The following is a 16,302-nucleotide window of genomic DNA, read 5'->3' as shown; positions in this document are numbered from 1 at the left end:
GGGCGGACGGTGACGGATGCGGTGTCCGCCATGGAGGTGTTGCGCAGGCGGGGGATGTTCGATGTGCGGCGGCCGGGGGAGGTGGTGCAGTCGATGCGGGATGCAGGGATTTATGGGCCGTTCACTACGATCCTGGCGCATGCGGCGCGGCGGGATCCGGGGGCGGACGCGATCAGTGATGAGCGTGGGACGTTGACGTTCGGGGAGCTTGATGCGCAGTCGAATGCGCTGGCGCGGGGGCTGAGTCTGGCGGGGTTCGGGCCGGGGACGGTGCTCGCGGTGTTGTGCCGTGACCATCGCGGGATGGTGTTGAGCCTGCAGGCGGCGGGGAAGGTGGGCGCGCGAGTTGTGTTGATGAACACCGGGTTCGCCAAGCCGCAGCTGGCGGATGTGGCCGCTCGGGAAAACGTTGGGGCGGTGCTGCTCGATAGTGAGTTCGCGGGTCTGCTGGATGCGATTCCGGCCGAGATTCCTCGAATCCTCACGTGGGTGGATCAATCGGACGATGTCGATGCGAGCCTGCCGACGATCGATGACCTGATCGCCGCGAATTCCTCTGAGCCGCCTACTCCCCCGGCCAAGCCCGGCGGGCTGGTCATCCTCACGAGTGGAACCACCGGAACCCCGAAAGGCGCACCGCGCGATAAGGTTTCGCCGTTGCAGTCCGCGCAGTTCCTCGATCGGATCCCACTCCCCCGCGATGCCGCCATGGTCATCGCCGCCCCGATCTTTCACGGCACCGGACTGTCGCAGCTCATGCTCGGCTGGGCGCTGGGGAACAAGGTCGTCCTGTTGCAACGCAAGTTCGACCCCAAGGCGACACTGGCCGCCGTGGCCGAAAATCACGCCGCCACATTGGTTCTGGTGCCGACCATGCTGCAGCGCATAGTCGACCTCGGACCCGAGGTGCTGCAGAGCATCGACACTTCCTCGCTCCGGGTGATTTTCGCGGCGGGCTCCTCGGTCTCGCCCGATCTGAGTCGGCGCACCGCAGAGGCTTTCGGCGAGGTGCTCTACAACCTTTATGCCTCAACCGAAGTCGCGGTCGCCGCCGTCGCGACCCCGCAGGACATGCGCGACGCGCCCGGCACGGTGGGCAAACCGCCCGTCGGTTGCCGCGTCGCGCTGTATGACGAAAACCGCTGCCGCATAACGAAACCCGGGATCACCGGCACCATCTTCGTCTCCAGCGGCCTGAGCTTCGCCGGGTACACCGACGGCCGCAACAAGGAAACCGTCGACGGCCTGCTCTCCAGCGGCGATGTCGGCCATTTCGACGCCGAGGGCCGCCTGTTCATCGACGGCCGCGACGACGACATGATCGTCTCCGGTGGCGAGAACGTCTTCCCCCTGGAAGTGGAGAACCTGCTGGTCTCGCGCCCGGACATCCTCGATGTGGCGGTGGTCGGCGTCCCGGACCCGGATTTCGGAAAACGCCTGCGCGCCTTCATCGTCCCGGCCCCGAACACCACCATCGACCCGCAGTCGATCAAGGACTACGTCAAAGCCAACCTCGCCCGGCACAAGGTTCCGCGTGATGTCGTCTTCCTCGACGAGCTCCCCCGCAACGCCACCGGCAAACTCCTGCGCCGAAATCTGTCGAATATCGAATGAGGTACGTTCGAGGCCGACTATGCAACTGGAGGCTGCAACGATGACTGCGCTGCAAGGTCATTCACTCGACATTCCCACCCCCGACGGCGTCGCCGACGCCTACCTCGTCCATCCCGACGACGACTCCGCGCACCCCGGCGTGCTGGTGATCCAGGACGGTTTCGGGCTGCGCCCGAGCCTGCGCACCTTGGCCGACCGCATTGCGTCGCACGGCTTTACCGTGCTGCTGCCGAACGCCTTCTACCGACACGGCCGCGCTCCGGTGGTCGACCTGCCCGATTTCATCGATCCGGGCGAGCGCCCGGAGATCTTCCAGCAGGTCTTCCCGATGATCCGCGATCTCACCCCCGATCGCGTACGCGCTGATATCGGCGCGTACCTGGACTGGATGGCGGCCTCGCCCAAGGTCGCTCCCGGCAAGGTCGGGCTCACCGGCTACTGCATGGGCGCACGCCTGGCGGTCATCGCCGCCGCCATGTTCCCCGACAGCGTCGGGGCGGTCGCCGGATTCCACGGCGGCCCACTGGTCACCGACGCACCGGACAGCCCGCACCTGATGGTCGAAAACATCACCGGCGAACTGTATTTCGCGCATGCGGGTGAAGACCACCACATGACCCCGGAACACATCGCGCAATTCGACAAGGCGCTGGAAGCCGCGGGCGTGCGCCACCGCACCGAGGTATACGACGGTGCGCAGCACGGGTTCACCCAGGCCGATACCGCCGCCTACGACGCCCAATCCGACGATCGGCACTACGTCGAACTGCTGGGCTTGTTCGACCGCACGCTGCGTTCCTGATCGGGACCTACGCCTCGACGCTCACTTCCAGCACCTCGCGCTCCGCGCTGAGCGACACCGCGGGCCAGTAGCCATCCAGGAAATGCTGCCCGCAGGTGTCCTCGAGGTGCAGCACAACGGTGCCGTCCTCGCGCACCTCGATGGTGCTGACCCGAAGATCTTGTGCGGCGTCATCGAACTCCTCGGGCGCGGTCTCCGCACCGCCGAATTCGGTGACGACCGCGTCGGAGGCGGTGCGCGCCAAGGCTGCGAACGTCCCCACCACATCCTCGAGGTCCGGCAGCAATGCCCGCGCCCGCACCGGATCGCCGGTCCCGATCATCACCTCGATCTCGGCACCATCGACCACGACGTTGCCGATGTACCAGTCGTGCTCGAGCACCTCTCCCGCACCGAGTTCGGTCCGGGCTCGGCGAAACTCACCGAACCACGCATGGGTGAAGGCATCGGGTGAATCAGTCACGCAGACACCGTAACCAGATGGATCGCAGCCAAATTCGCCACCACCACAATGGGATAGATCACCGCTGCTCGTCGATACCCGAGGCGGTACAGTGCCACCGCCGCGCCGCCGAAGACCGCGATCTTGGTCAGCACCGCCAGCGCGGGAATGCTGAAGCTCGCCTGCGGCGCGGCGAACAGACCCCATACGGTCATCGCCGCCAGTGCCGCTGCCACTCCGCACACGACTTTCCACACGGACCCACGCCCGTAGCGGGCACCCAGAAACCCGATCGCGCAGAAGGCGATAAGTTCCATGAGGAATGCGAGGGTGAGGTTCGCGCCCCGCCAGATTTCGTTGATCATTACCGCTCCGAGATCAGTGCTCTGTTTTGTGATCACTGTGTCACGCACGGTGATACGAGTCAAGAGCACTGCTCTCCGTGAAGAATAGCCGGTATGGAAATCGCGGAGTTGGTGACCGAGTTGGTCGAGAAATACCGGGGTGAGGCGGCACCACTGGTCGAAGTGGGCGATCCGGTACTGCGGGCGGTGGCCGAACCGGTGAACGGGCAGGTGGAGCCCGAACTGCTTCGGGACCTGGTCGAGATCCTGTTCGCCACCATGCACGCGGCCCCCGGGGTCGGGGTGGCCGCGCCGCAGATCGGAATTCCACTTCGAATGGCGGTACTCGGCGACTCCGCGATCGTGGCGGAAGAGGTCGCGACCGCGCGCGGACGGCGGCCACTGCCGGAGTTCACCATCATCAATCCGACGTACACCGCCGACGGCGGCGATATCGGATTCTACGAAGGCTGCCTGAGCATGCCCGGATATCAGGCGGTGGTGTCGCGGCCCGAATCCATCGTGGCGACCTATCAGGATGTGGATGGCGTTCAGCACACCGAGCGGCTGACCGGTTGGCCCGCAAGGATTTTCCAGCACGAGACCGATCACCTGCACGGCATCATCTACATCGACAAGGCCGACACCCGATCGTTGACCACGAACGATCACCTGCGCGAACGCTGGGCGCAGCCGACACCGGCCGAAGCGGCTCGGGCCCTTGGATTCTCGCTCCCCTGAGCGGTCAGCGCCGGGCAGCCCGCGCGAGTAGGCCATCGATGACCACGTCGATGGCCACCCGGAACCGCTGCTCGGTATCACCCGCGACCAACTCGGAGGCGTAGGTGGTGACCAGCGGGAACCGCTCCGGGGGGAGGCTGGTGAACGCCTTGTAACCCGCGTCGGCCTGGCCCTGACTGTCGGAGTGCCGGGCATCGGCCTCGACGGCAGCGTGGGTGACCAGAATCGCGAAAATGTCTGTGGCCCAAGCGGCTTCCTGAGGTTCGAGACCCGCGGCGAGCAGAATGCCGAGCAGATTCTCGGTATAGGTCAGCGTGGCCTCGGTGGCGGGAGCCTCGGCCACGACCGTCGCGGCGATGCCCGGGTGCGCGATGAGCGCCTGATGCATGCGGGCCAATAGCGCGTGGAGCTGTTCGCGCCAGCGCGCCGGATCCGGTGTTTCGAGGTCGACACTGGCGAACACGCGCTCCTGCATGGCCTGGATGAGCGCCTCGCGGTTGGAGACGTACACGTAGAGCGAGGACGGGCCGGTATCGAGTTCGGTCGCGACCCGGCGCATGGTCACCGCGACCATTCCCTCCGATTGCAGTAGCGCCAAGGCCGTATCGACGACCGCGTCCTCGCTCAGCGGCGCTTTGGCGGGGCGATCTCGGGTCGAGCGCTGACGGCTGGTGGGGGGCATCGGCGGCGGCTCCCTTGTATCTCGGCGATGGGACCTGTTGACAGGTGCAGCTTACAGCGTACTCTGTTCGTAACGAACGCTGTTCGTGACGAACGACGTTCGGCAGACACATTCAGCCTCTCACCAGCCTCGATCCGACCCCACCCCCAGGAGGAACTCCATGACCACCACGAGCAAACCCCAAGTCCCCGACTCCGATCGCATAGATCCACACGTGTGGAAGATCGGGATCACCGTCATCATCGGCGCGCTGGCGGTGGTGTTCGACACCACCATCCTCAGCGTCGCCATCAATGATCTCGGGCGCGATCTGAACGCGCCGCTGAGCACCATCCAGTGGGTCAGCACCGGTTATCTGCTGGCGCTGGCGATCACCATGCCGATCGCCGGGTGGGCGCAATCCGCGCTCGGCGGCAAGCGACTGTGGATCGCCTCGCTCGGCATCTTCCTGCTCGGCTCGATACTGAGCGCCTCGGCCTGGAATGCGCCCAGCCTCATCGCATTTCGCGTCGTACAGGGCATCGGCGGCGGGTTCATGATGACCCTCACCGCCACCCTCATCTTGCAGGCCGCGGGCGGCCGCAATATCGGCAAGCTCATGTCACTGATCACCGTGCCCACCGCGCTCGGCCCCATCCTCGGCCCGGTGCTGGGTGGACTCATCCTGCACTTCGGGAACTGGCGCTGGATGTTCCTGATCAATATCCCGTTCGGCGTCATCGGCATCTGGCTGGCCATGCGCAACCTGCCCGCCGACGCGCCCAGCCCGCGTCAGCCGCTCGACATCATCGGATTCCTGCTGCTGTCCCCCGGTGTCGCGGCCATCATCTACGGTCTCTCGCGCATCGACGGCACCGCCGGATTCGCGGACGCGAAAGTGCTTGCGCCCGTGCTGATCGGCGTGATCCTGGTCGCCGCGTTCGCCGTATGGGCATTGCGCCGCCGCGCGGGAGCGCTGGTCGATATCCGCCTGCTGCAACACCGTCCACTCGCCGCCTCATCGGCGATGCTGCTGCTCACCGGTGCCGCGCTCTACGGCTCGATGCTGCTGCTCCCGCTCTACTTCCAGCAGGTCAGGGGCACCGACGCGCTCGGCGCGGGACTACTGCTGATCCCCCAGGGCATCGGCACCCTGCTCTCGCGCTCGCTCGCCGGCAAGTACACCGATAAGTTCGGCCCGCGCCCGGTGGCACTGGCCGCGTTCGTCATCGCCTGCGTGGCAACGATTCCCTTCGCCTTCGTCACCGCCGACACCAGCGAGATCTTCCTCATGGCGGTGCTGCTGCTGCGCGGTATCGGCTTGGGCGCGGCCATGATCCCGCTCAGCGGAGCCGGATTCAGCGGGATGAGTCACGATGAAATCCCGCACGCCAGCATCATCATTCGCGTCGCCCAGCAGCTCGGCGGCTCGTTCGGCACCGCGATCCTGCTGGTCATCCTGCAGCACGCCGCCGCCGGAGCCCACACCCTCGACGCGCTCAATGACGGCTTCCACCAAGCCTTCTGGTGGGCGATCGTCGCGACCGCCCTCTCCATTCCGCTGTGCTTCCTGCTGCCGAGCAAGCGCGAGAACGCCGAGACGGCTTCCTGACATGATCACGGCCGCAATGGATCACACCGCGCTATCGCGAGATGCGCGCCTGGATACCGTCGAGCAGACATTCGAGACCGATTCCGAAAGTCTCGTCGGCGTCCAGGTGCGCGGCATCGCGGATCACCGTCGACAGTGCCGGGAACCGGCCGGTGGCGAAGGTGCGTTCCAGATACGGCCCGTAGGTCGCCTGCCACTGCTGTTTATCCATCCCGCTGGCCCGTTCGCTGCGCCGCTCGGTGATTTCGCGGCGCACCGCACCGATCACGTAGGCGTTGACCGCGTCGACGATCGGCATCACGATGTCGAGGTCGACCCCGCTCATGGCAGCCACCACCGCTTCACCGCGCGCGAGGGTGTTCGGCCCGAGTTGCGGTCGCCCACCGATCAAATCGGCAAGCCATTCATGCTGATGAGCGGCTCGCCGCGTGGTTTCGGCGAGCGAGCGCAGCACCTGCCGCCAGTCCTGTCCGACCGGCTGGATCTCGGCGAAGACCGCATCGACCATCAGGTCGAGCAGTTCCTCCTTGGTGGCGATATAGCCGTACAGCCGCATCGGCCCGACATCGAGCACCGCGGCGACCTTGCGCAGCGAGACCGCCGCGAGGCCATCGGCATCGGCCAGCTGAATCGCGGCCGCGACGATCCGCTCCCGGCTCAATTGCGCGGGCACCGGGCGATTCGGCGGCTCGGGTCGTTCCCACACCAACATGCCGCTGACGATACATCGACTCGCGCGATACAGTGTATCGGTAGATACGGTGTATCGGAGGGAATCATGACCATAGCCATTGCCGGAGCCGGATTGGGCGGGTTGGCCCTGGCCCGCGTGCTGCACGTGAACGGCGTCGAGGCCGTCGTCTACGAACGAGAACATTCGCGCGAGGCACGCGGCCAGGGCGGCATGCTCGATATCCATTCCGGGCAGCAGGCCCTGCGGGATGCCGGACTGATCGAGCAATTCCACGCGATCGCGCGCGGTGAAGGGCAGGACATGCGCCTGCTCGAACCCGACGGCACCCTGCTGCTGCAGGAGGACACCCCCGACGATGCCCCACTCGCCCGGCCTGAGGTCGACCGCGCGGATCTGCGTGACCTGCTACTGGATTCGCTCCCGGACGGCACGGTGCGCTGGGGCCACGCGTTCGACTCTGCGGCCGAGGGGGTGCTGCGTTTCGCCGACGGCCGCACCGCGGACTACGACCTGTTGGTCGGGGCGGACGGCGCTCAGTCCCGAGTCCGCGCACTGCTCACCGACGCCCGCCCGACCCATATCGGCCAGAACGCCGTCGAACTCTGCATCTCCGATATCGATCGCACCCATCCCGCGCTCGCGGAAATGGTCGGGCGCGGCAACTACTGGGTGCTCGGTGACGGCATATCGCTTGCGGCACAACGCAATGGCGACGGCCGCGTGCGCATCGGCGTGAGCTTCTACAACACCGCCGCGGACTGGTTCGCCACCAGCGCGATACCGTTCGACGATCCGGCGGCGACCCGGGCACGACTGATCGAACTGCTCCCCGGCTGGGACCCCCGTTTCACCGGACTGATCGCGGCCGCCGACGACACGATCGTGCCGCGCTCGATCTCCACGCTCCCCATCGGCCTGACCTGGCCTTTGAAGCCGGATATCACGCTCATCGGCGATGCCGCGCATCTCATGCCGCCGGTCGGCGAGGGCGCGAACATGGCACTGCTCGACGGTGCAGTGCTCGGACGCGCGTTGGCGGCACATCAGGGCGACTTCGCCTGTGCCATCGAGGAATACGAGTCCGAGATGCACGAGCGCACCGGAGCGGCCGCCCGCAAGTCGACAATGCTCCAGGACATGCTGATGGCTCCGGACGCCAGCCGGCGACTGCTCGAATTCTTCCAGCCGCGCTGACGGGTGACGGCAATTCCGGGACGAACGTGTGAATCCGCGGAACCCGGGTATGGCTCGGATCAGGACGTCACCGATGCCGTTCGCGAGCCACCACCGAGAGGAAGGACCCGCCATGAGCACAGCAGATAACAAGGCCGAGGAGTTCAAGGGCCGCGCCAAGGAGGCCGCAGGCAGCCTCACCGGCGACGATGACCTCAAGGCCGAGGGTAAGGCAGATCAGACGTCCTCGTCGGTAAAGCAGCACATCGACGACGCCGCCGAGAAGGTCAAGGAAGCCGCCGAGTCGGTGAAGGACAAGCTGACCGGCCACTGACAGTTGGCGTGATCACATCGCGCGCGAATCCGCCGATCCGGTGGGTTCGCGCGCGAACGCGCGCCGCACCACCGAGACTTCGGTGGCGACGAGCGTAATCAACAACGCACCTTCACCCGCGTTACCGAGCGGTGGGACAACGGGCGCCACAGCCGATGCCGCGGTCAGCGCGATCACTCCGGCCAGTAGCCACACCCACCGTCGCTGTCGCCACAGTCGCACGCCCGCGATCAGTAGGACGACGGTGACCGCCAGTGCCGCAATCGGCGGACCGGTGGAGATCAGATGGGTGTATCGGAGCGTATCGGCGAAAGTCCGTGGCACCAGGTTCAGCCGGAGCAGATCGGCGACCGCGCCCCACGCAATAAGACACACCACCGTGGGCCATACCCACCACGCGCGCTCCCGGAAGACTCGGTCACCAGCCCAGACCACCAGCAGTGGGGTGAGGACCACATGAGCGACGAAGCGCAGGACGCTCAGCACGCGGAGTGTGGTCCCCTCGCCGAGCAGCGCGCCGGCGCCGAACACGGCCGAGTCATAGGCCAGCCCGCACCCCACCACGATGATGAGCCAGCGTGCCCTGTCGATCGGCTCATGCCGACCGGACTTGACCAGCAGCCAAGCAACGCAAGCCAACTGGGCTGCCGCCAGCGATATGAGCGCGCCGGATACCACAGCGAATTCCTCCCCGTCTACAGCCGATAGGGCGGCCGAATTCACCGGCCGCCCTATCGCCTGAAAGCGCTACCTCGGAAGCGCGTTGTCCAATAGATAGTAGAGCTGGACCAGGGGCATATGAATGGCCTGGAATAGCGCCTCGAACACCTCACGCATGGCGATCATCTCCATCGGGTACGGCTTGCGCCGAACGACTTCGGGCTATTGATCCACGACAACCAGTACAAGCTGCTCATCGTCGCAACCAACTATTTCATCAACGAGATATTTAAGCAACTGAAATATTTCTGCGACAGCCGTCGTCGGCACCCGAACTCCCGGAGTGCACCAAATACGCTGCGCTCCAACCATGTTCGACGCATCGAGGAAACATCGCTCGAGCGGCCCCGCTCACCGTCACCCCTCAAGATGCCGATCGCGTTCGCCCCGGAGCCTTGGCGGCATCGCCGAACCGGATGGTCACACGGGCTCAATGTCCGAAAATTGCCTGTGGATAGCAGAATTGGTGCGCACGCGGACTTGTGCTGCGAATTAACCGCCGTGCGGCGGCCGAAAGCGCCTCCCCCAGCACGCGTTCGACGCTCCACCCAGCAGCGACACTCCGGTGATACGCAGTAGATTCGATTACAAAATGGATGCGATCCAGCGCGCGGAGGCCAATTTCCGATTGCGTATTGCCCATAAATAGCTGAGGCGTTAGCGTGCGAAAGGTGGCTCGGATATCGACTTTTCGGCGAGGGGCAGATCGTCGACGGGAAGTCGATTCGAGCTTCGACGGCAGGGTCGGGGCCGAAAGGGTAGGGATCGTGAATACACATCAGCTGTGCGGTCGCAGGGCAGCGCATCCGCTCATTCCCGCATCGCAGGACGAGGGTCCCGCGCTGGGGAGAATATTGCTCCTCGAATGCCATGAGCCAAGCGCCGCAGCCATTGTCGGCGCGCTCTCCGGCGCGGGCTACGACGCCCTGCACGCGATGAACGCCGAACAGGGCATGGAGATCGCGCAGTGGTGGCGTCCGAACCTGATCGTGCTGAGCCTGTCGCTGCCCGATCCGGGCGGGCTCGAGGCGTGCCGAAGATTGCACACCGCACTTCGGATCCCGATCATCATCGCCTGCGCACAGTCGGATCCCACCGTGGTCGGTGCGGCGATCGCCGCGGGCGCGTGTAACTATCTGCCCGCGCCGTTGCGGACCGGGGAACTGCTCACCCGGATACGCGCTCGCCTGCACCCGCAGGCATGAAAACGCCTGCACGGCATCAGCACCGAGCTGCGATCGTGCGCAACGATCCGAACGACTCACGGCTGTGCGCCGCGCCGTCCACGGTGGTCGTCGTCGGTAACACCGGAATTCGGTGAGCAGGGTCCGACTTCGATCACGAACTGCGCTGCGACACTGTGCCATACGGAGAACTTGCGCAGCATGAAGTGACCTGTGCGGGAGAGACCGGACCACTGCGCGTCTACGCCACGACCGCGAGCGCGCACGGTCTGGCGACGTGAGGCTTCCGCATCGGTCCAGCTGTCGGCGACACCGTGCAGCACGCGAACTCGGCAGGTCGACGGGATCAGGTCGGCGTCCTCGTCCGGCCACCACGGTGCGAGGGCGACAATGCCCGCGATGTCGTGCGCGGCAGCCAGGTGCGCGGCGACCCGCGCACCCATGGAGTGCCCGACCAGGATGATCGGGCCCGCCTGCGAGCCTGCCGCGCGCACCGCCCGTGCGCCGTCGGCGACCGGGTCCAAATCCGGTGCGTTCCAGCCGCGGTGGCGATAGCGCACCTGTTCGACCATGTAGTCCGGGCCCAGCCGCCGGCGCAGGCTCCGCGTGAGCAGTGCGGCGCGCACCTGGGCGAGCTGCCAGGGACGAACCCGGGCACGACTGCGCTCCTGCCCGCCGGGCAGCACCAGCACGCGACCGGACGGACGTGGGTGGTCGACTCTATGCACTCTTCGATTTCGACACCGGCTCAGCTCCGGTTTGGAGCGCGAATTGCCGACCAGCAGCGGCAGCTGCGTACGACCGCGAGTCAGCCGAAAAACTCGAGGAATCTGCGGGAGACGAGGTCGGGGGCTTCCTCGGGCAGGAAATGCCCCGCGCGCATCGACTCACCCTCCACCTGCGTGGACCAGCGACGCCAAATATCGAGCGGCTCATACCATTGCGCGAGCGCACCCGAAGCGCTCCACAGCACCAGCGTGGGACAGCTGATCGGCCTTCGAGGGCCATCGATCCTGTCGAGGTCGGCGTCGATCGTCGCGGCGCAGCGATACTGCGCGCAGATCGCGTGCACCCGGGACCGATCGTGGAATTGGCGTCGATAGGCGAGGCGATCGTCTTCGGCGAACTCGAAGCCGGGGTCTGCCCACACCTCCAGCACGTGATCGATGAATCCGTCCGCACCGGCGAGAATCAGATTCTCCGGTACCGGTGCGGGAGCGGCCAGGAAGCTCCAGACCCAGAAGCCGAGCGCGAAGCGGTGATCGGCGCGATCGAAAGCCTCGGCGGTCGGCACGATATCGAGCACGGCCAGCCGACGCACCCTTTCGGGATGGTCGATCGCCATTCGATAGGCGCACCGCGCCCCGCGATCGTGCCCCGCCACATCCAATCGGTCGAATCCCAACGCGGTCATGACCTCTGTCTGGTCGAGGGCTAGGCCACGCATCGAGTAGTCCGCAACAGAGGGCGACGGGGCACTACTGCCGCCGTAACCACGCAGGTCTGTGGCGACAATCGTGTGCCCCGAAGCGAGCGGGCCTGCGACCGCCGCCCACATCAGATGTGTCTGCGGAAACCCGTGCATCAGAAGCAACGGCGGCCCCTGCCCGCCGATCACGCCGTGGATCGTCCCGGCCGTGGTGTCGATGTCGAACTCTCGAAATCCCTTGGGGAATCCCATACCTCACGATAGGCGCGCAGGCATCCCGCGTTTAGTGGTACGTACATATCATTTACGTGGTACGGTCATATCATCAACGATGATGAAGGGGCGGCCATGGCCAAGGTTGGGCGATTCAAGAACGAGCGGGCACGAACAGACTTCGTCGCCGCCTACGACGCACTGGCGGCGCAGTCCGCGCTGGAGGCGGAAACCCGGGAAATCCCAACATCTTTCGGCACCACTCATGTGCGCCGGTTCGGAAACGGCACGGGCACACCGATCGTGCTGTTGCATCCGTTCGGCGGGAACGGCCTGTACTGGGATTTCGTCGCGAAGGATCTTGCGGATGACCGTGTCGTGTACGCGCTGGACACGATCGGCACGGCGGGAAAGAGCGTGCAGACCGCACCGATCGGCGGTGAGGCGGATTTCGCGAGCTGGTTCGGCGAGACTTTGACCGGTCTCGGGATCGACCGGGCGCATGTGGTCGGACTGTCACAGGGAGCCTGGCATGCCTCGATCGTGGGACTGCGACTGCCACAACGAGTGGCGAGCGTGACCCTGATCGAGCCGAATGGCGTGATCACCAAGATGAAGTGGAGCGTGCTGTTCAAGATCCTGCGCTTCGGAATGAACCCGTCCGAAGAGGACTGGCGCAAAATGAACGCCTGGATCACCCCCGGCGTCACCATGAGCCGGGCCCAATTCGATTGCGCGAAAGCCTCTCTCGGCTATCGCACCCGGCTCGGCTGGGCACGCGTGCTCAAAGACGCTGAGCTGCGGTCATTCCCGACGCCCATGCTCGCGATCTTCGGCGGAGACTCGGTCGCATGCGATCCGATCGCGGCCGTACGGCGAATCACCAGCCTCGTCCCGCAGGCCGATACCGAGATCTACCCCGGCATGGGCCACGGCGTACTCGACCAGGTACCCGAGCAGGTCATTCCCCGAATCCTCGAACACGTACGACGGCACGACCTTTCGTCCGCGTCCACCTCGGCCTAGGTGCGAGCCGCTGCAGCGGGCAGCCGACCTATGCGGGTATGCGATCCACATCGCCGTCGAACGGCGGATACCGGTCCGCTCCCGTCTGCTCGGCGGCATCGATGTAATCGGACAGGGCCGCACGCGATTTCGCGAGGGCCGCGATCTGATCGTCGATGCGTTGCATCCGGGATCGCATCGCGGACACCAGTTCCGGGCAGCCGGCCAGCTCGGGGACTTCGCCGACCGCACACGGCAGCACGTAGGCGATGTCCTCGGAGGACAGGCCCGCCCCGAGCAGATGCCTGATCTGTTTGACCCGAAGCACCGCGGTTTCGTCGTAGTCGCGGTAGCCGTTGGCGCTACGCCCGGCCTCCAACAGTCCTTGCGACTCGTAATACCGCAGCTGATGCGTGTTCACCCGGGTGCGCCGACTCAATTCACCGATAAGCATCGAATTCTCACTTGACCTTCACATTGGTATCAACGTTGACCATGGTGCCATGAGCAAAAACGAAACCCCCGTGACAGTCCTCGGTCTCGGCCTGATGGGCAGGGCGCTGGCCAGCGCTTTCCTTGCCGCCGGGCATCCCACCACAGTATGGAATCGCACACCCGCCAAGGCCGAACAGCTCGCCGGCGAGGGCGCGATGGTCGCGTCCTCGGTCGGCAAGGCGCTCGCGGCCGGTGCCGTGACGATCATCTGCCTCACCGACTACCGCGCGGTGCGTGAGCTGCTCGACGATCCCGAAGTCGACCTGACCGATACGACATTGGTCAACCTCACCTCCGGCAACTCGACCCAGGCCCGCGACGCCGCGCTCTGGGCTGCGCAACGCGGTGCGCGCTACCTGGACGGCGCGATCATGGCTATCCCGTCCACCATCGGCACCGCCGAGGCGACCATCCTGCTCAGCGGACCGCAACCGGTCTTCGACGCCCACCAGCACGTGCTCGAAACACTGGGCGTCAGCACATATCTGGGCGCGGATCCCGGACTTGCTTCGCTCTACGACGTGGCCGGACTGACCATGATGTGGAGCGTCCTCAACGCCTGGTTGCAGGGCACCGCCATGCTCCGTACCGCCGGTGTGGACGCCACCACCTTCGCCCCCTTCGCCCGGCAGATCGCGGCCGGTGTCGCCGAATGGATCCCCGGCTACGCCGCACAGATCGATCAGGGCGACTACTCCGTGACCGTGGCCGCGCTCGAAACCGAAGCGCGCGCAATGGATCACATGGTCGAAGAGAGCGAACTACTCGGGGTGAACACCGAACTGCCGAAGCTGATCAAGGCAATGGCCGACCGCGCGATCGCCGCAGGCCACGGCGGTGAGCAATATCCGGTGCTCATCGAGGAATTCGGCAGAAACCGCGCCAGCTGAGGTACCCGATCGCGCGGTCTGCCGAGGTTCGCCATAAGAAATGGGGGCATTTCATTTGGATCCGGATTTCCTAGGGTGGGCATCCACACCAGAAAGGCATGCCTTGATGACATATCGGATCGCGGCCGCGGCAATCGCATTCCCACTTGTGGTCGGGGCGGGTGCGGCTCAGGCCGCGCCGGTCAGCGCGCCAGAACCCGTCGCGGCCGATTCCGGCTCCGCGCTGCTCAATTCCGATCTCGCTGTCGCGCTCGGCACGGGTTCGGGCGAGCTGGCGAAGGCGCTGCTCAATGCCGGATCCAGTCGCGCCCAGACGAATGCGAACATCGCCGGTAGCGGATCGGCGGATCTGGCGTCGAGTGGTTCGGCGCTCGGTAACGGCGCGCTGACCAGTGGTTCCGCGCAGGCGCTCATCGGACCCAATAGCGCCTGGTCCAATTTCTGGGCGATGCTGATCAATTCGGGGTCGGGCAAGGGCTGGATGCAGGGGTTCGGTTCCAGCGGCTACCAACCGGGCTGAGTCGACGAAGGACTCCGGGGACCGCGGATTTCCGACGCCGGGTCCCCTCCATCCCGCTGCCGATGAGGCAGGATTCCGGCATGAAAGTAATGCTGTTCGGTGCGACCGGGATGATCGGTCAGGGCGTACTCGCAGAGTGCCTGCGCGATGATCGGGTTCGGCAGGTGCTGGCTGTCGGGCGCAGTTCGCTGGGGATCGAGAATCCCAAGCTGCGGGAATTGATTCAGTCCGATCCGTCTGATCTGTCGGCGATCGCCGGGGAGTTGGCGGAGTTCGACGCCTGCTTCTTCTGCCTCGGGGTGTCCTCGGTCGGCATGAAGGAGCAGGACTATCGGCGGATCACCTATGACCTGACGCTGCGCGTGGCGAATACGCTGGCGGCGGCGAATCCGAAGATGACGTTCATCTACGTCTCCGGGCAGGGCACCGACAGCACCGAGCAGGGGCGGTCGATGTGGGGGCGGGTCAAGGGTAAGACCGAGAACGATCTGCTCGCACTTCCGTTCCAGGGGTACATGTTCCGGCCCGGATTCGTGCAGCCGATGGACGGGGTGGTCTCCAAGACCCCGCTGTATCGCGCCGCCTACGCGGTGACCGGACCGTTGATCCCGCTGTTCAAACGGCTGGCACCGAACGCGGTCAATGACAATCGCGAGATCGGGCGCGCGATGATCTCGGTCGCGGAGTCCGGCGCGGACACCCGGGTGCTCAAGCCTCGCGAGATCAACGCCCGGGCAAGGCTATAGCGGCGATCAGCCGAATATGGCGGTCGGATCACCTGTATACCAGGTGTTTTCGATGCGCATTCGATGGATGAGCCAGCGCTCGCCGTCGCGCCGGAGTTCGAGAATGTAGGGATTCTTCAGCAGCGCACGGGTTTCCGGTGCGGCGGTGAGTAGGTGCTGGGCTTCGACCAGGGCGGTCATGCGGGCGGTGTCGCCCTCGACTCGTACCCGCACGTTGGTGACCTGGTGGGTGGTGTCCACGCGTCCGCTGAACATCGCGAGGATGGTGCTGACGATGGCGTCCCGCCCGGTCATGACGGGCGGGTTCGCTCCCCATTTCGCGGCCGCGGGCCGGAAATCCAGTTCGGCGTCGACGGTGAACGCCGAGGCGAACAACTCCTTGTCCTTCAGATCCTGACCGAGCGCGAAACGGTAGAGGGCGTCGGCGATTTCGGCCCGATCGCGCAATTCGGCGACGACCGCCGCGACATCCTCGGCGGATGCGGCCACGGCTCGATGAGTGATTTCGGGATGCTGTTCGTACGACATGATTCGAACCGTATGCCGGTGCAGGTGCCACGCCCGGGGACCCGATGCGCCAATATCCGGACCGGGCCCGCCACCCGATCTCCGCAAGGTTTAGCCACGCTGATGAAGCGTTGACCGAACACCTGTTGATCGAGTGCCGTTGCACGACCGAAGGT

At 65.5% G+C, this 16,302-nt stretch carries 20 protein-coding genes; 11 read left to right on the top strand and 9 right to left on the bottom strand.

Features of this window, described 5'->3' with window-relative positions; all coding sequences use genetic code 11:
* The first annotated feature begins 30 nt into the window (after positions 1 to 30).
* Together ACFC0O_RS14970 and ACFC0O_RS14965 are read left to right on the top strand one after the other, a co-directional pair.
* Positions 31 to 1,614 (top strand): acyl-CoA synthetase, encoded by a 1,584-nt coding sequence (locus ACFC0O_RS14970; RefSeq protein ID WP_375960724.1) that lies wholly within the window; start codon positions 31 to 33, stop codon positions 1,612 to 1,614.
* Positions 1,615 to 1,654: 40 nt separating this feature from the next.
* Entirely contained in the window at positions 1,655 to 2,416 is a 762-nt protein-coding gene (locus tag ACFC0O_RS14965; RefSeq protein ID WP_375957958.1) for a dienelactone hydrolase family protein, read from the top strand.
* Positions 2,417 to 2,423: 7 nt separating this feature from the next.
* Here ACFC0O_RS14965 and ACFC0O_RS14960 read toward each other — a convergent pair whose 3' ends face one another.
* Entirely contained in the window at positions 2,424 to 2,879 is a 456-nt protein-coding gene (locus ACFC0O_RS14960) for a hypothetical protein (protein WP_375957954.1), read from the bottom strand.
* The gene (locus ACFC0O_RS14955) at positions 2,876 to 3,286 is read right to left on the bottom strand and encodes a YrdB family protein (protein ID WP_375957951.1); all 411 of its coding nucleotides are present in this window, start codon (positions 3,284 to 3,286) and stop codon (positions 2,876 to 2,878) included. Before ACFC0O_RS14955 ends, ACFC0O_RS14960 begins: the two co-directional genes overlap by 4 nt.
* A gap of 30 nt (positions 3,287 to 3,316) precedes the next feature.
* On the opposite strand from ACFC0O_RS14955, the gene ACFC0O_RS14950 reads away from it, so the two are divergent.
* The gene (locus tag ACFC0O_RS14950; RefSeq protein ID WP_375957948.1) at positions 3,317 to 3,943 is read left to right on the top strand and encodes a peptide deformylase; all 627 of its coding nucleotides are present in this window, start codon (positions 3,317 to 3,319) and stop codon (positions 3,941 to 3,943) included.
* A gap of 4 nt (positions 3,944 to 3,947) precedes the next feature.
* On the opposite strand, the gene ACFC0O_RS14945 is transcribed toward ACFC0O_RS14950, so the two are convergent.
* Positions 3,948 to 4,625, bottom strand: a complete 678-nt coding sequence (locus ACFC0O_RS14945; protein ID WP_375957945.1) for a TetR/AcrR family transcriptional regulator — start codon at positions 4,623 to 4,625, stop codon at positions 3,948 to 3,950.
* 160 nt (positions 4,626 to 4,785) lie between these two features.
* Here ACFC0O_RS14945 and ACFC0O_RS14940 point away from each other — a divergent pair, with 160 nt between their 5' ends.
* On the top strand, positions 4,786 to 6,216 hold the full coding sequence (locus tag ACFC0O_RS14940) for an MDR family MFS transporter (protein ID WP_375957943.1): 1,431 nt from the start codon (positions 4,786 to 4,788) through the stop codon (positions 6,214 to 6,216).
* 31 nt (positions 6,217 to 6,247) lie between these two features.
* Here the strand turns inward: ACFC0O_RS14940 and ACFC0O_RS14935 are convergent, their stop codons facing one another.
* Positions 6,248 to 6,928, bottom strand: coding sequence for a TetR/AcrR family transcriptional regulator (locus ACFC0O_RS14935; RefSeq protein WP_375957940.1), 681 nt, complete (start codon positions 6,926 to 6,928; stop codon positions 6,248 to 6,250).
* A gap of 66 nt (positions 6,929 to 6,994) precedes the next feature.
* On the opposite strand from ACFC0O_RS14935, the gene ACFC0O_RS14930 reads away from it, so the two are divergent.
* Entirely contained in the window at positions 6,995 to 8,104 is a 1,110-nt protein-coding gene (locus ACFC0O_RS14930) for an FAD-dependent oxidoreductase (protein ID WP_375957937.1), read from the top strand.
* Between the two features lie 112 nt (positions 8,105 to 8,216).
* A complete protein-coding gene (locus tag ACFC0O_RS14925) occupies positions 8,217 to 8,417 on the top strand; it encodes a CsbD family protein (protein ID WP_364644510.1) in 201 nt (66 codons plus the stop codon).
* A 12-nt stretch (positions 8,418 to 8,429) separates the two neighbouring features.
* Here the strand turns inward: ACFC0O_RS14925 and ACFC0O_RS14920 are convergent, their stop codons facing one another.
* Positions 8,430 to 9,095 (bottom strand): hypothetical protein, encoded by a 666-nt coding sequence (locus ACFC0O_RS14920; RefSeq protein WP_375957934.1) that lies wholly within the window; start codon positions 9,093 to 9,095, stop codon positions 8,430 to 8,432.
* An 809-nt stretch (positions 9,096 to 9,904) separates the two neighbouring features.
* Between ACFC0O_RS14920 and ACFC0O_RS14915 the strand changes: the two genes are divergently transcribed.
* Positions 9,905 to 10,342: a response regulator transcription factor gene (locus ACFC0O_RS14915; protein ID WP_375957932.1), complete on the top strand. Its 438-nt coding sequence runs from the start codon at positions 9,905 to 9,907 to the stop codon at positions 10,340 to 10,342.
* A 56-nt stretch (positions 10,343 to 10,398) separates the two neighbouring features.
* On the opposite strand, the gene ACFC0O_RS14910 is transcribed toward ACFC0O_RS14915, so the two are convergent.
* Positions 10,399 to 11,049, bottom strand: coding sequence for an alpha/beta fold hydrolase (locus tag ACFC0O_RS14910; RefSeq protein WP_375957929.1), 651 nt, complete (start codon positions 11,047 to 11,049; stop codon positions 10,399 to 10,401).
* 80 nt (positions 11,050 to 11,129) lie between these two features.
* The gene (locus ACFC0O_RS14905) at positions 11,130 to 12,002 is read right to left on the bottom strand and encodes an alpha/beta fold hydrolase (RefSeq protein ID WP_375957927.1); all 873 of its coding nucleotides are present in this window, start codon (positions 12,000 to 12,002) and stop codon (positions 11,130 to 11,132) included.
* Between the two features lie 96 nt (positions 12,003 to 12,098).
* Here ACFC0O_RS14905 and ACFC0O_RS14900 point away from each other — a divergent pair, with 96 nt between their 5' ends.
* Positions 12,099 to 12,989, top strand: coding sequence for an alpha/beta fold hydrolase (locus ACFC0O_RS14900; RefSeq protein WP_375957924.1), 891 nt, complete (start codon positions 12,099 to 12,101; stop codon positions 12,987 to 12,989).
* Positions 12,990 to 13,017: 28 nt separating this feature from the next.
* Here the strand turns inward: ACFC0O_RS14900 and ACFC0O_RS14895 are convergent, their stop codons facing one another.
* On the bottom strand, positions 13,018 to 13,422 hold the full coding sequence (locus tag ACFC0O_RS14895) for a MerR family transcriptional regulator (RefSeq protein ID WP_375957922.1): 405 nt from the start codon (positions 13,420 to 13,422) through the stop codon (positions 13,018 to 13,020).
* Positions 13,423 to 13,471: 49 nt separating this feature from the next.
* Between ACFC0O_RS14895 and ACFC0O_RS14890 the strand changes: the two genes are divergently transcribed.
* The 3 genes from ACFC0O_RS14890 (at position 13,472) to ACFC0O_RS14880 (ending at position 15,619) form a co-directional block, all read left to right on the top strand.
* Entirely contained in the window at positions 13,472 to 14,353 is an 882-nt protein-coding gene (locus tag ACFC0O_RS14890; protein ID WP_375957919.1) for an NAD(P)-dependent oxidoreductase, read from the top strand.
* 106 nt (positions 14,354 to 14,459) lie between these two features.
* Entirely contained in the window at positions 14,460 to 14,873 is a 414-nt protein-coding gene (locus ACFC0O_RS14885) for a hypothetical protein (RefSeq protein ID WP_375957916.1), read from the top strand.
* Positions 14,874 to 14,953: 80 nt separating this feature from the next.
* Entirely contained in the window at positions 14,954 to 15,619 is a 666-nt protein-coding gene (locus ACFC0O_RS14880) for an NAD-dependent epimerase/dehydratase family protein (protein ID WP_375957914.1), read from the top strand.
* A gap of 6 nt (positions 15,620 to 15,625) precedes the next feature.
* Here ACFC0O_RS14880 and ACFC0O_RS14875 read toward each other — a convergent pair whose 3' ends face one another.
* Complete coding sequence (locus tag ACFC0O_RS14875; RefSeq protein ID WP_375957911.1) at positions 15,626 to 16,147, bottom strand: nuclear transport factor 2 family protein; 522 nt, start codon at positions 16,145 to 16,147, stop codon at positions 15,626 to 15,628.
* Positions 16,148 to 16,302 lie beyond the last annotated feature (155 nt).

Origin of the sequence: Nocardia sp. NPDC056100, assembly GCF_042266325.1 — a bacterium.
Taxonomy (GTDB): domain Bacteria; phylum Actinomycetota; class Actinomycetes; order Mycobacteriales; family Mycobacteriaceae; genus Nocardia.
This window is presented reverse-complemented; position numbering and strand designations above follow the sequence as displayed.